The organism is Jutongia huaianensis, from assembly GCF_014384985.1.
GTDB lineage: Bacteria > Bacillota > Clostridia > Lachnospirales > Lachnospiraceae > Jutongia > Jutongia huaianensis.
This window is the reverse complement of sequence record NZ_JACRSX010000001.1, coordinates 266,143-280,087: the sequence shown is the minus strand read 5'-3', so window position 1 is coordinate 280,087 and position 13,945 is coordinate 266,143. Positions and strand designations below refer to the sequence as shown.

Annotated in this window: 14 protein-coding genes and 1 riboswitch; of the genes, 10 read left to right on the top strand and 4 right to left on the bottom strand. The window is 45.7% G+C overall.

Going from position 1 to position 13,945, the window contains the following annotated elements; genetic code table 11:
* Nucleotides 1-24: 24 nt before the first annotated feature.
* The 4 genes from H8704_RS01180 (at nucleotide 25) to thiD (ending at nucleotide 4,506) form a co-directional block, all read left to right on the top strand.
* Nucleotides 25-1,404: a leucine-rich repeat domain-containing protein gene (locus H8704_RS01180; protein WP_249296977.1), complete on the top strand. Its 1,380-nt coding sequence runs from the start codon at nucleotides 25-27 to the stop codon at nucleotides 1,402-1,404.
* A 129-nt stretch (nucleotides 1,405-1,533) separates the two neighbouring features.
* Nucleotides 1,534-1,980: a hypothetical protein gene (locus tag H8704_RS01175; protein WP_249296976.1), complete on the top strand. Its 447-nt coding sequence runs from the start codon at nucleotides 1,534-1,536 to the stop codon at nucleotides 1,978-1,980.
* Between the two features lie 32 nt (nucleotides 1,981-2,012).
* Nucleotides 2,013-2,116, top strand: a riboswitch (TPP riboswitch).
* Between the two features lie 145 nt (nucleotides 2,117-2,261).
* Nucleotides 2,262-3,569, top strand: coding sequence for a phosphomethylpyrimidine synthase ThiC (gene thiC, locus H8704_RS01170; protein WP_022465191.1), 1,308 nt, complete (start codon nucleotides 2,262-2,264; stop codon nucleotides 3,567-3,569).
* A 64-nt stretch (nucleotides 3,570-3,633) separates the two neighbouring features.
* Nucleotides 3,634-4,506 (top strand): bifunctional hydroxymethylpyrimidine kinase/phosphomethylpyrimidine kinase, encoded by an 873-nt coding sequence (thiD, locus tag H8704_RS01165; RefSeq protein ID WP_249296975.1) that lies wholly within the window; start codon nucleotides 3,634-3,636, stop codon nucleotides 4,504-4,506.
* Here thiD and H8704_RS01160 read toward each other — a convergent pair.
* From H8704_RS01160 to thiM, 3 genes are read right to left on the bottom strand one after another with little or no spacing between them, the layout of a single operon-like run.
* Entirely contained in the window at nucleotides 4,449-5,084 is a 636-nt protein-coding gene (locus H8704_RS01160) for an HAD family hydrolase (RefSeq protein WP_249296974.1), read from the bottom strand. The genes thiD and H8704_RS01160 overlap by 58 nt on opposite strands.
* Nucleotides 5,081-5,725, bottom strand: coding sequence for a thiamine phosphate synthase (gene thiE / locus H8704_RS01155; protein WP_249296973.1), 645 nt, complete (start codon nucleotides 5,723-5,725; stop codon nucleotides 5,081-5,083). Before thiE ends, H8704_RS01160 begins: the two co-directional genes overlap by 4 nt.
* Nucleotides 5,726-5,747: 22 nt before the next feature.
* Nucleotides 5,748-6,587 (bottom strand): hydroxyethylthiazole kinase, encoded by an 840-nt coding sequence (gene thiM / locus H8704_RS01150; protein WP_249296972.1) that lies wholly within the window; start codon nucleotides 6,585-6,587, stop codon nucleotides 5,748-5,750.
* Nucleotides 6,588-6,819: 232 nt separating this feature from the next.
* Between thiM and H8704_RS01145 the strand changes: the two genes are divergently transcribed.
* From H8704_RS01145 to H8704_RS01130, 4 genes are all read left to right on the top strand, one after another.
* Nucleotides 6,820-7,455: a DUF1653 domain-containing protein gene (locus H8704_RS01145; protein WP_249296971.1), complete on the top strand. Its 636-nt coding sequence runs from the start codon at nucleotides 6,820-6,822 to the stop codon at nucleotides 7,453-7,455.
* Entirely contained in the window at nucleotides 7,452-8,531 is a 1,080-nt protein-coding gene (locus H8704_RS01140) for a hypothetical protein (protein WP_249296970.1), read from the top strand. Before H8704_RS01145 ends, H8704_RS01140 begins: the two co-directional genes overlap by 4 nt.
* Before the next feature lie 213 nt (nucleotides 8,532-8,744).
* Nucleotides 8,745-9,848 carry a recombinase RecA gene (gene recA / locus H8704_RS01135; RefSeq protein WP_022465184.1) on the top strand — a complete coding sequence of 368 codons (1,104 nt, stop codon included), beginning with the start codon at nucleotides 8,745-8,747 and terminating at the stop codon, nucleotides 9,846-9,848.
* Nucleotides 9,849-9,851: 3 nt separating this feature from the next.
* Nucleotides 9,852-10,292 (top strand): regulatory protein RecX, encoded by a 441-nt coding sequence (locus H8704_RS01130; RefSeq protein ID WP_249296969.1) that lies wholly within the window; start codon nucleotides 9,852-9,854, stop codon nucleotides 10,290-10,292.
* 143 nt (nucleotides 10,293-10,435) lie between these two features.
* Here the strand turns inward: H8704_RS01130 and H8704_RS01125 are convergent, their stop codons facing one another.
* Complete coding sequence (locus tag H8704_RS01125) at nucleotides 10,436-11,494, bottom strand: CPBP family intramembrane glutamic endopeptidase (protein WP_249296968.1); 1,059 nt, start codon at nucleotides 11,492-11,494, stop codon at nucleotides 10,436-10,438.
* 146 nt (nucleotides 11,495-11,640) lie between these two features.
* Here H8704_RS01125 and H8704_RS01120 point away from each other — a divergent pair, with 146 nt between their 5' ends.
* Nucleotides 11,641-12,516, top strand: a complete 876-nt coding sequence (locus H8704_RS01120) for a D-alanyl-D-alanine carboxypeptidase family protein (protein WP_249296967.1) — start codon at nucleotides 11,641-11,643, stop codon at nucleotides 12,514-12,516.
* Between the two features lie 62 nt (nucleotides 12,517-12,578).
* A complete protein-coding gene (aroA, locus tag H8704_RS01115) occupies nucleotides 12,579-13,874 on the top strand; it encodes a 3-phosphoshikimate 1-carboxyvinyltransferase (protein ID WP_249296966.1) in 1,296 nt (431 codons plus the stop codon).
* Nucleotides 13,875-13,945: the final 71 nt, after the last annotated feature.

The window sequence follows — 13,945 nt, the reverse complement described above, 5'->3', positions numbered from 1 at the left end:
AATAATGAATATGGAGGTGAGCGGATGAAGAGGAATAAGGTATTCGGTTTGTTGATGATGCTTGCGATCATATACTGTTTCTGCGGCTGTTCGGAGGATTCGGTTGAAAACCGTAGTCCTGCGCCGGTGCAGAATTCGATGGCAGCATCCTCTCCAGCTTCAAGTGCAAAAAGAACTGCAACGCCGTGGAAAGCGCCAACTGCAACGCCTGTAAGATTTGTACATGATGAAGTTGAATCTATCTATTATGAATGGCTGTATGATTCGAAAACAGACAGTTATCAATATCATTTTTTGGGCAAGAAGGATGGCACAAAGTGCAAAAAAAGAGTTCACGGTCCGTTTGCCCGTTTTCGTTATGATCGAAAGAAACAATGTTTGACGATCTTTGGAAAGGGCAGATTGTACAGTGATGCATATTATGAAGCAGATTATCCGCAATGGCGTGATGATGATCGTTTGTATAATATTGAGTATCCGTTTCCTAAAAATAAGGTGAAAAAGCTGGTGATCAGATCGGGAGTCACAGAGATCAATATTGCTGCATTTGCAAAGTTTAAGAAGCTGGAGAGTGTGACATTACCGGACAGTCTGACCAGAATAAAAAAGTATGCATTTGTGGGCTGTAAAAAACTGAAAAAGATAAGGATACCGGACAATGTGAAATGGGTGGGAGATGAATGTTTCTGGCAATGCAGGAGTCTTGAAAAAGTCAAGATCGGGAAGGCGGCAGCGAGAATAGGTCAGCTTCCTTTCTATCAATGTCCGCAGTTAAATTATATTACTGTTGTTAAAGGAAATCCAAGGTATGAGATGAAGGATGGCGTGCTTTATGATGATAAATATGAAGCAGCAATCTATGGATATAACGATATGGATCGGGTTGTCATACGATATGGAACGAAGAAAGTAGCCCGGCTTGCCTTTGCGCATCATCGCAGCCTGAAACAGGTCAGAATTCCGGCGTCAGTAGAGATTCTTGGGGGAGGCTGCTTTTATGCGTGTACAGAACTGGTACAGGTAGATTTTGCCGTAAATTCCAGATGCAGAGTATGGAGAAATTTTCCTGGAATCCATACCAAAGATGTTTATGAAGATGAATATTATTACATGGGCTGCTTTGGGGAATGTGTCATGCTTCGGGAGATTCATATCCCGGATAGCGTTGTTAGAATAGGTTTTCCATTTGAAGGGTGGAAACGACAATGCAGTAGTCTGGAAAGAGTATACATTGGAAGAAACGTGCATTATGGCGTAGGAAATAGTGATATTTCAGATTGTTTTTATTGGGGGATAAAAGAAGGACAAAAATTGTATTATGTGGTATCGCCACAAAATCCATACTATTACAGCCGCAATGGAAAGCTGTATAAAAGGAATGGAAAACGTATTGGGGTATTTTGAAAACGAGGTAAGATATGATGGATCATTACTGGCTTTATACCCCTGCCCTGTGGTGTATTGACACGAAATACACCCTGTTATAAAATGAAATTGCAGCGGTAACGTAGCAGGTTATTCAGGAGGAAAATAATGGGGGAAAAGCTTAAAAAAATTATCTGGTATATGATCACAGTATTATGCGGTTTTGCGGGGATGGATCTGTTGTACCGGATGACAGTGCAGTCCGTGACGGCGGCGGATCCGGAGAAGGTGAATCTATCGGCCTCATATGGAATGGTCCTGGCTCTCAGGTATCCGGTATTATGCGCTATGATCATCTTTTTTGCGGTGTTTGGAGTGATTGGTTATGTATGTATTGGCAGAAACGGTGCCATGGAGATTCGAATGAATCATCAGGGCAAAGCGGAGATCATTGTCTATGGAGTTCTTCAGTTGTGTCTTCTGGTGCTGATGGTGTTCGGCTCCGGGGTGTATCATGCCGTACAGATATTTGCCACCGTTTTGCTGTCCGTGTCTCTTTATATGTGTGTGGTATGGGCGGGAAATATCCACCGTTTTGTAAAAATGACAGCTTGACAGACAGCGCAGTCACCACTATACTGAAAGAGATGATTTGTCTGGGGAGCTGTTACGGCTGAGAGGGACTGATGGTAGTCCGACCCATGAACCTGATTCGGATAATTCCGGCGTAGGAAGATACATATGATTCGTCAAATATTATATTCTTACAAATTACAGTGCTTCAGATAAACAATCCGAGGCACTTTTTTATTTTAAACAATAATATTTGGAGAGAAATTTTAAACCTGCTTCGGAGGCATATGTTTTACAGGAACAAAGGAAAAGTGAGGTAGATTATGGATTACACAACACAGATGGATGCGGCGAGAAAAAATATTATCACTCCGGAGATGGAGAAGGTTGCTGCAAAGGAAAAGATGGATGTAGAGGTACTTCGGGATCTGATCGCAAAAGGTCAGGTGATCATCCCGGCCAATAAAAATCATAAGGTTCTGGATCCAAACGGCATTGGAAGTGCTCTTCGTACCAAGATCAATGTCAATCTGGGAACCTCCCGTGACTGGACAGACCTTGACATGGAGATGGAAAAGGTAAAAAGTGCCGTAGATATGGGAGCAGAGGCGATCATGGACTTAAGCTCCAGCGGAGATACCCAGAAGTTTCGTCGTAAGCTGACGGCGGAATGCCCGGCTACGATCGGAACAGTGCCGATCTACGATGCGGTTGTATATTATCATAAGGCATTGAAGGAGATCACAGCGAAGGAATGGCTCGACATTGTGCGGATGCATGCAGAGGATGGCGTGGATTTCATGACCATTCATTGCGGAGTCAATAAGGAGACAGCACGCCATTTCCGTCAGGACAAGCGTCTGATGAATATCGTATCCCGTGGAGGTTCTATTATTTATGCGTGGATGGAGATGACCGGAAATGAAAATCCGTTCTACGAGTATTATGATGAAGTGCTTGATATCTGCCGTGAGTACGATGTTACTATGAGCTTAGGAGATGCCTGTCGTCCGGGCTGCTTAAAGGATGCATCCGATGTATCCCAGATTCAGGAGCTGATCACTTTGGGCGAGCTTACCAGACGTGCATGGGAGAAGGATGTTCAGGTTATGATCGAGGGACCGGGTCATATGCCGTTAGACCAGATCAAGGCCAATATGGAGATTCAGAAGACTATCTGTAAGGGAGCACCATTTTATGTGTTGGGACCTCTTGTTACGGATATTGCTCCGGGTTATGATCATATTACGTCTGCCATTGGCGGTGCTATTGCTGCAACATACGGAGCTTCTTTCCTGTGCTATGTAACACCTGCGGAGCATCTTCGTCTGCCGGATCTGAATGATGTTAAGGAAGGAATTATTGCGTCAAAGATCGCTGCCCATGCGGCAGATATTGCCAAAGGTCTTCCGGGGGCAAGAGACTGGGATGATGAGATGGCAGCAGCCCGTCGTGCCCTTGACTGGGAGAAAACCTTTGAGCTTTCCATTGATCCGGAAAAGGCGAGAAGATATCGTGCAGAGGCGGCTCCGGAGAAGGAGGATACCTGTTCTATGTGTGGTAACTTCTGCGCAGTTAAGAACATGAACAAGATTCTGGACGGAGAGATCGTATCAATTTTTGATGAATAAAATCGATATTTTGTCCGTCGTAAAACGAAAAAACAGTTTTTATAATGATATGTGAGGGTATACGATGAACAGGAAGAATCCACCGGTAGTTTTAACCATCGCCGGCTCGGACTGTAGCGGTGGTGCCGGGATCCAGGCGGATTTAAAGACCATGTCTGCTTTTGATGTATATGGTATGAGTGTGATCACGGCAGTGACAGCACAAAATACATGCGGTGTAACAGGTGTTCAGAATGTAACCGGAGAAATGATTCGGCTGCAGCTTGAGGCTGTGATGAGTGATATTATGCCGGATGCGGTAAAAATCGGGATGCTTGCCACGGCAGATGCTGTGGAAGCAGTTGCTGATATTCTGGAAAAGTATCATGTGGAGCATGTGATACTTGATCCGGTCATGGTATCCACCAGCGGCAGAAGCCTTTTAGAGGCAGAAGGAAAGGAGCAGATGCTGCGACGGCTGTTTCCTTTGGCCGAGCTTGTGACACCGAATATTCCGGAGGCAGAGGAGATACTGAAAGCTGTTGATGGATCGGTGGAAAACAAACAGACGGTATCATCTGTGCAGATTACTGATCAAACCATGATGGAAAAGGCAGCACAGGTAATCCGGCAAAAGTATGGCTGCAATGTACTTTTAAAAGGCGGCCATATGACACAGGTGGCAGATGATCTGTTGTATCAGATACAGGCGGTCTGGTTTCCGGCGCAGAGAATTGACTGCACGAATACCCATGGAACCGGATGTACGCTTTCCTCAGCGATTGCAAGTGCATTGGCACGGGGATGTTCGCTGAAGGAAGCGGTAGGGATTGCTAAGGTCTATGTGCGAAGTGCTATGTCTACGGGTCTTGATCTGGGTCACGGAAATGGACCTTTGGATCACAACTGGAGTATTTCATCTGCAGTGCTTTCACAGTCTGACCAATCATCCCGGTAGGTTTCCTCCGGGACGGCATAGACATAACAGCCGGCCTCTTTGGCGGCATGAATGGCATAGGGCGCATCCTCAAATACAACAGTATCTGCCGGAGAAACCTGATACAGTTTACACACATGCTGGTAGATCGTACCGGTCCGTTTGCTCAGACCGATTTCAAAGCTGGTATGTATGTCCTTAAAATAGGACAGTATTCCAAGACGTTGAAACGCATTAACGGCGCAGTCGCGCTCAGATGTTGTTAAAACGCAGAGGATACTGTCCTTTTTTGTGGACAGTTCCTGTAACAGCTCTTTGATACCGGGCTTTAGTGGAATCTGATACCGGTAGGACCGGTGGATCAATTCCATGATTTCCCGATTGATCGTGGAAATATCACCGTGAATTCCTAAGGTCTGGAAGTAAGCGGCGGATTCATCCATAGTCATGGCGTCGATGGTTTCTTCCAGGTCGGCAGGAGGCGTTATTCCTTTGGACAGCAGATAGTTTCGGCCAAGGTGCGTCCATTCTCCCATAGAATCAAGAAGCGTTCCGTCCATATCAAAAATATAAAGTCCTGCGTTTTTTATGGAATTCATGAGAGCATCTCCTTTGTGCGGTGGAGCAGATCCTTTGTGGCAGCACCCGGATCCGGCTGTCCAAAGATTGCCGAGATGACAGAGATACCATCTATGCCGGTCCCCTTCAGCTGGGTCAGATTGTCAGCACTGATTCCGCCGATGGCAACCACCGGGATGGATACGGTGGAGGTGATCTCCTTCAGGGTTTCAAAGGTAATGCGGGTATGATCCAATTTGGTGCTGGTGGTAAAAACAGCGCCAACACCAATATAATCGGCACCCGCTTTTTCTGCTGCGACAGCCTGTTCCAAGTTGCCGGCTGAGACTCCAATGATCTTGTCCGGTCCCAGAATCTCCCGTGCCTTTTGATATTCCATGTCGCTCTGACCAATATGTACACCGTCTGCATTGATTTCTTTTGCCGCATAGATATCATCATTGATCACAAATGGTACATGATACCGGGCAGCGATCTCCTTGATCTCCTTTGCTTCCTGTACCATTTCTTCATGGGAAAATTCTTTTTCCCGAAGCTGCAGAAAGGTCGCTCCGTTTTTCAGGACATTTTCCACAACATCGGCAAGTTTGTTCCCGTTTAACCAGTAGCGGTCCGTGATGGCATATAAAGTGAGGTCTTCTTTCTTTAATGGATATGACATAATAAATTTCATCCTTTCGTTGTTATACTAATTCAATCTTAGCACCTTTTAAGAAAGTTTCATAGTTCATATTGCTCATATAGTCGATCAGGAAGGTGCGCAGAGAACCGGTACCGCCTTCGGTGCGGACCGTTTTTTCGTAAGCGAGTTCTCCGGCATAACCGTAAGCGGCCATGGCAGTTACGGTTGCTTCCAGGGCTTTATATGGATTGGCGGAGACAAATACGCCGATGGCGCTGGAAAGCATGCATCCGGTACCGGTGATCCGGGACATCATTGGATGCCCGTTGCGGATCAGATAAGCGGTATCCGCATTGGCAACCACGTCGATGGGACCGCTGATGGCAATGACGGAGCAGGTGATGGCGCTGATCTTTTTGGCATATTCTGCAATCTCATAAATGTTGTCCTCGTTGGCAAGATCTTCATTGGCTGCATCGACACCCTTTGCGTGGGAGCTTTTGTCGCCGACATACTTGATCTCGGAAATATTGCCCCGGATTACGGTAAAGCGGATATGATCCATAAGATTTTCCAGTACCGCATTGCGTCGGTGCGCAGCTCCGGCTCCTACCGGATCAAAGATAACCGGGTGCTCCAGCTCATTGTTTTTCCGTCCCATACGAAGCATGGATTCTTCTAGAAAGCCGCCGGTATTGCCCATATTGATCACACAGCCGTTGCAGCCGGCGGAAATATCGGCTACTTCCTCCGGATCATCTGCCATTGTGGGAGATCCGCCGCATGCCAGTGTCATATTGGCGCAGTCCGTGGCAGTGATATAGTTCGAAATATTGTGAACTACAGGTGCTACCCGTTGAATGTTATCAAAAATTTCGTTTGCTTCTTCTAGAATATTCATTCGTAAAATCCTTCCTTTCCTGGATGCTTATAAGAAAACGGCAGAAAAAGAAATCATACCCGTGGTGGTATGCCCCTTCTTCTGCCGTTTGTGATGTCCTGACAAAATCTGGAGTTATTATATCATACCCATAGGAAAAGTCAAGGCAGCGGCCGGTAAATGTCTGTCGGCAAAAATGAATTGCGGATCCACGGAAAACATCCTATAATAGACCTGTGAGGAGGAGATGCAGATGGAGCGGAAAAGACCTGTGCCGGGAATGTTTTACCGGCATTTTAAAGGAAATATATATCAGATAAGGGAGCTGGCAAAGGATTCCGAAACAGCAGAGGATATGGTAATTTATCAGGGGATGTATCCGCCATTTCAGGTGTGGGTCAGACCTTTGTCCATGTTTTTGGACAGAGTGGATCAGGATAAATATCCGGAATGCCGTCAGCAATACCGCTTTGAATCCGTGGTATTCCAAAACACATCACAGCGAGACGTGATGCAGGAAAGCGGAGTGGCCAACAAGACAGACTCTGTAAGCAGACAGGAGATGGACTCAGCTGCGGAACCGGTGAGTGACCGGGAACTTCGAAAAATTTTGATGAATGATCAGGGAGAAAAGCTTCTGACCGGCAGAATGGCGGATGAGGAGATTGCCCGCAGAGGATTTCTTGCACTTCTGGATGCAGACACATATCGGGAAAAGCGGCAGATCCTTGTGGGACTCCGGGAATATCTAAATGAACTGTATCTCAATAATCTGGCAGCAGCCATGGATATTGTTCTGGAGGAGGGAAGCAGTCAGGAACACTATGACACGCTGCTTCATTGTCTGGAGACTTATGAAAAGTACGAAGGAGGGCGTCTGCGGCGATGATGAACAGGATCATTAATACCATGTTTCATGGAAGCACCAAAGCCAGAATATTTTTGTGGTCTGTCTTTATCATGGGACTTGCCACGATCCTGCTTGGGGTTATGGCTGCGGCTCTCGGTTCTTTTACCTTTGGAACAGGTGCTTTTGTGTGCGGGCTGGCTGCCTTTGTAACATCCCAGTCGGCATCTCTGACGGAGATGGAACGGCGGGACAAACAGGATAAGAACAAAAAAGAAAAAGACCGGAGGGAAAAGACAAAGGAGCCGGCCGGCAGAAATGATTCTGCCGGGAAGTCAGAAGAAGAGAATGACCGGGGAAAGGATGTCTGGTATTCTAAGGAGAAAGAGAAGGCAAAAATGCAGTATCTTTCTTCTATGAATGCAAAGAAATTAAAGAATCTGGCCAAGGAGTATAAGGTAAAACAAAAGCATGTATTTGCCATGGTAGATATGTATCCGGCAGAGAAGATCCGGCAGGCTCCGGCCATTGTATGGCGTACGGATACCCATCTTCACCTGCTGATCATGGATCAGAGTGCCAAAGAGTTTCAGATACCATTCAATGATATTCAGGGGATTTACTATGACAAAAATGTAACGGCAGATCCTGACCGGGATTATGTACCGTTTCAATATTCCGGTTTTATGTCCAAAATTTATAAACCGTATCTGCCGGAGTATAAGGAAAATACAAAGGACGGACAGATGATCTATGTGAAAAATCTGTTTACGATCCATCCGGGTATTTCATTTACCAATACATCTATGAAGGGGATATTCAGTATTCTTACGAGAGCGCCGTTTCTGGTGGATGATGCGATCAATACTTCGGACAGATTTGATGAATATTTTAAAGATATTTACCGGTATGGTATATTGTGCAAAAATAATATCTATTCTCTGGAGGAATACCGGCAGAAGCTGGAAAGCGTGCTGGAGGAACTGTTGGCAGCACCCATCACCAGAGAAGAGTTTTTTCGTACACTAAATGCTATGAACCATTATCATCTGATCACACAGGATTATGTAATGAAATATACCCAGAAATATGTCATAAAAAATAACGAAACAAATTAACTTTTATAATAATAAGATGCAGATATCGGAGGAAGTGGCCGGGTGACATATTACTTAAAATTTCATAAATAAAATGATAATCCTGTAAAGGTAATTGAACGGCAGGAGGATATATGATAAGATTTGTCCACCTGAAATTTACTGTTGACAGCAGTCCGAAAATAGTTTATATTTAGAAATAAGAACACTTGTTCGTTAGAAAGCGAGGACATTATGGCAAAAGAGATTAAAATTGATGAGAATAAAAGAAAGGCACTGGAGTCTGCTGTTGCACAGATTGAGAAAGCATATGGTAAGGGTTCCGTGATGAAGCTTGGGGACAATACCCATATGAACGTGGAGACATTCCCGACCGGGTCTTTAGGACTTGATCTTGCCTTGGGAGTCGGAGGGATTCCAAAGGGAAGAGTCGTGGAGATTTATGGTCCTGAGGGTGGTGGTAAGACAACCGTTGCTCTCCATATTGTAGCAGAGGTTCAGAAGCTGGGCGGCATTGCCGGATTTATTGATGCGGAGCATGCGCTGGATCCTGTTTATGCAAAGCGCATTGGTGTCGATATTGATAATTTATACATATCCCAGCCGGATAACGGAGAGCAGGCACTGGAGATTACAGAGACTATGGTTCGTTCCGGAGCGATTGACATTATTATTGTGGATTCTGTAGCAGCTCTTGTTCCGAAGGCGGAGATCGAGGGAGATATGGGAGATTCCCATGTGGGACTTCAGGCTCGCCTGATGTCTCAGGCACTTCGTAAGCTCACCGGTATCATTGGCAAGACAAGCTGTACGGTTATATTTATCAACCAGCTTCGTGAGAAGGTTGGTGTGATGTTTGGTAATCCGGAGACAACTACCGGCGGTCGTGCACTGAAGTATTACTCTTCTGTACGTCTGGAGGTGCGCCGTGGCGAAGTGATCAAAAAGGATGGGGAAGCCATCGGAAACCGTGCAAAGATCAAGGTGGTTAAGAACAAGGTTGCCCCTCCGTTCCGTGAGGCAGAGGTCGATCTGGTTTATGGAATCGGTATTTCCAGAGAGGGAGATATTCTTGATCTGGCAGCCAATGACAATATTGTCAATAAGAGTGGTGCCTGGTATGCCTATAATGGCAATAAGATCGGTCAGGGTCGTGAGAATGCAAAGCAGTATCTCAAGGAGAATCCGGATATTATGAAGGAGATAGAGGATAAGGTCCGTGCCAAGAGGATTCCGAAGGGAGATGCTCTTGATGAGGCTTCTGAGGAAAATGTGGACAATGAGACGGCAGCTCCGGCAGTGGATGCAGATAAGGGGTCTGCGGGAAAGACGAAGTAATTTATGCAGGATGAGTTATTAGAAGCAAAGAAAAAGGCAATGTCCCTTCTGAAATATATGGACAGGACGGAGTGGCAGCTACGGGACAAACTGGCGGCAAAGGGGTTTTCTGAGGAAGCCGTGGAAGGAGCCGTAGACTATGTAAAGTCATTCCATTATCTGGATGATTACCGGTATGCCGTCCATTTTGTAGAGCTTCATTATGAACAGCGGAGCAGACAGCGGATGCGCCAGGACCTGTATCAGAGACATGTACCGGAGGAATATATTGATCTGGCATTGGAAAGTATCTGTGAGAATGATGATATTGCGCTTCAGGAGGCACTTCGCAAGATTACCAAAGGAGAGACGGAGTACTCTTATGAGGAAAAACAGAAGATTGCCGGGAAGCTTTATCGCAAGGGATTTCGTCTTGGCGATATTAAGCGGGTGCTGGATATGTAAGCCTGAGAGACTGTGAGGACAGAAACGGTATGACGAAGAGCAGGAGCAGTAAGCGATAAGAGACAAAACAAAGGGCAGTCCTGCCGGCAGATAGATATATTATCGGCCGGTGGAACTGCCCTCTTTGTGTTTAGTATAAGAAGTTAAAAGAACAGACACATTGCAAGATAGCCGCATCCCCAGTGAAGAACAGCGCATCCCCAGATGTCACGCTGGCGTTCAAAAATGACTCCCAGAGCGCAGCTTAACAGGAAGGCTCCGACCATAAAGTAGAAGCCGAAGGGAAGATGCATCAGGGAGAAAAGCAGCGAGGTCAGAAAAATACTGAGCTGCTTCTGGTATTTTATGTGAAGCAGAGATTTTACACTTTTTTGAATCACACCTCTGGCGAGAAATTCCTGAATAAATGCGGTAAATATATAAATATAGGCACCATGCAGGGAACCTCCGATAAAGTATCCCTTGATCCGGATGCCGGCCAGGGACAGGACAAGCTTTGCCAGAAGGATCAAAAGACAAACGATCACGCCGGTGGTGATCGTTTCTTTCAGATTGGTGCGCCATCGGGAAATATTGGGGATTAATCCGATTTCTTTCAGGGAAAAGCTGGTACAAAACGCAATTTCAAGAAACAGTACAAAGGTGATCACTTCGATCATCATAGTATAATCCTGGGTTTTCAATGGGACATGGAGTGTGAAGCGGCACAGGCTCCAGGCCGCAAGATAAATGCTGATACACAGGATCAGTCCGGCAAAGATATAGGCACAGTCGTGATCGTGCTGTTGAAGGAGCTGTGTGTCGGTGACGTCCTCCACCAGAACGATCATTCCCTGAAACGGTTCTTTTCGCCGGATCGCTGTATTTTCCTGCTGCATTAAGCTGATATCTACCGTTACAAAAGAGGATTCTTTTGCTTCGGAAGACGTGTATTTTACCATGGTTTTTTCTGTAAGCTGTCCCTTCTCCATACTGGAGCGGAAAAGCTTATTAAATGCCCTGTTTTTCTTGTTTTGCAGAAAAATATCGTTAAATGGTTTCTGGATTGCATCTTCTGCGTCGATATGAAAGATCGCGGCACTGGCAGAGTTCATATAGGTAATGATCCCTTCTTCATTTACCATGATCACGCCGTCGCTCATATTGTTGAATATCAGATCCGTCTGTTCTTTCGTAAGTAGTCCTTCTATGGGATTTGACATGTTATCACCATTCCTTTCTCATAAATAATGTATCACATTTCACGGATAGCGTAAATGAAAAAAGTGTGTTATAATGTTAAGCTAGGGTTAAAAGTCCCGAAAAGATACGGGGTGTATAGAAAATATGCACAGAAATGAGGATGATTATGAAGAGAACACAGAGATGTATGGCATGGTTGCTGATGTTATCTATCATGCTTGCGGCAATGCCATCTGTCGGCGCGCAGGCAGCTGCAAAGCCTAAGACAATGGCACATGCATATTATATGATTGATGCGGAAAGCGGACAGAAGATCCTGTCCAGTCATGCCAATAAGCGCATATGTCCGGCCAGCACGGTGAAGCTGTTGACGGCACTTACGGTACTTGATTATGCAGATTTAAACCAAAAGATTAAATATACCAGGAAGCTTCAGAAGAAGATTCCGTCTGATGCTTCTGCACTGAATCTGAAAACAGGGAGAGTATATACAGTTAGACAATATTTGAATATGCTGCTGATCGTTTCGGATGCAGGCTCAGCTCTTGCACTGGCAGAAGGAACTGCCGGTAATGTAGATGATTTTGTTGATATGATGAACGACAAGGCAGAAGAGCTGGGAATGAAACACAGTCATTTTGACAATCCGGTGGGTCTGGACAAGGGAAGCGGTTACAATCAGACATATACTACAGCGGCAGATTTTATCAAGGTGGCGAAAGCCGCTATGGAGGAGCCGATTATTGCAAGGATCGTGGCAAAGCATAAGTACAAGGTACAGCCGGTGGGCGTGAAAAAGTCTTTTATGATAAAAAACACCAATGCCTTTTATGGAACATATAAAAAGCTGGTCAAAAACAGAAAGTACAAGATCATAGGAAGTAAGACCGGCACGACCAGAGCAGCAGGACATTGTCTTGTGGCAACGGCAGTGGATGAAGAAGGGAATACGGTTATTTGTGCTTTTTATGGAAATGGTGGATATGAGCGGCTTTACAAGGACATCAGAAAATTGTTGGACTACGCATTTGCGAGATATTAAGAGAAAGCTGGTCATTCAGCTCGCGGGAGCTACAAAGCAAATGACAGGAGGATGTAGTTGTTATGCAGATGTATGAAGTAAAAAAATTACCACATCATCCGAAATTGGACGTAACCGTACCGGGATCCAAAAGTATGACAAACAGGGCACTTCTGCTTGCAGCGCTTGCAGAGGGAGAGTCAACTGTCTCCGGAATATTGTTTAGTGATGATTCCAATGTGTTTTTGCAGGCCTTGAAGGACGTGGGATTTACCCTGCAGATCGACATGCCGGAAAAACGGGTAATGATTCAGGGAAAGGGTGGACGTCTGCCGAGAAGTCAGGCAAACATATATGTAGGAAGCGCAGGGACAGCAGCCCGCTTTTTGACAGCGATGGCAGCTATGTCAGATGGGGAGTTCCGTTTTGATGCGTCCGCACAAATGAAGAAAAGACCTATGGCAGATCTGTTAAAGGCTCTGGAGGATCTGGGAGCGGGAATACAGTATCTTTGCGAAGAAGGAACGTTTCCCGTCAGGGTGAGTGGAATGGGATATCGGCAGCCTAAAGCGCAGGTATCGATCAATATCGACAAGAGCAGTCAGTTTCTCAGTGCCCTGCTGATGACAGCTCCGATCCAATTTGATGAACTGGAGATTCAACTGACAGGTACCAGAAGTGCTCTGTCTTATGTTAAAATGACGGAACAGATGATGAAACAGTTTGGTCATGCAGGAGTGATCCGGGAGGCAGATGATCGTTACCGGGTAATCGCTCAGGGCGGTTACCATGCCAGAGATTATATGGTGGAACCGGATGTCTCAGCAGCCTGTTATTTCTATGCGATGGCGGCGGTCACAGGAGGAGAATGCCTGGTAAGAAATATGCGTCAGGATTCTCTGCAGGGAGATATGAAGTTTTTACAGGTGTTGGAACAGATGGGCTGCCAGCTTTCATGGGGCGAAAAGGGTCTTGTGCTCACAGGACCGGAGCCGGGGCATTTGAAAGGCATTGAAGTGGATATGAGTGATTTCTCGGACCAGACGCTGACACTGGCGGCAATTGCTCCATATGCAGACAGTCCGGTTCATATCCGGAATGTGGGACATATCCGGGGACAGGAATGCGACCGTTTACATGCAATCTGTGAAAATCTTGGCAGGATGAACGTCCGATGTGAGGAATATGAGGATGGAGTAAAGATTTATCCGGGGATGCCTCAGCCGGCAGAGATTGAGACATATCAGGATCACCGGGTGGCAATGGCATTTGCGGTAACCGGTGTCCGGGCAGATGGGATTGTGATATCAGATCCGATGTGCTGCCGTAAGACCTTTGAGAATTATTTTGAGGTGCTGGACGATCTGACAAAGAGATGAAATTGTATCGCAGAAGACCCGGATACAGCACAAAAAGAAGGATAGAAAAGGAATGTTATCCATGGCGCACG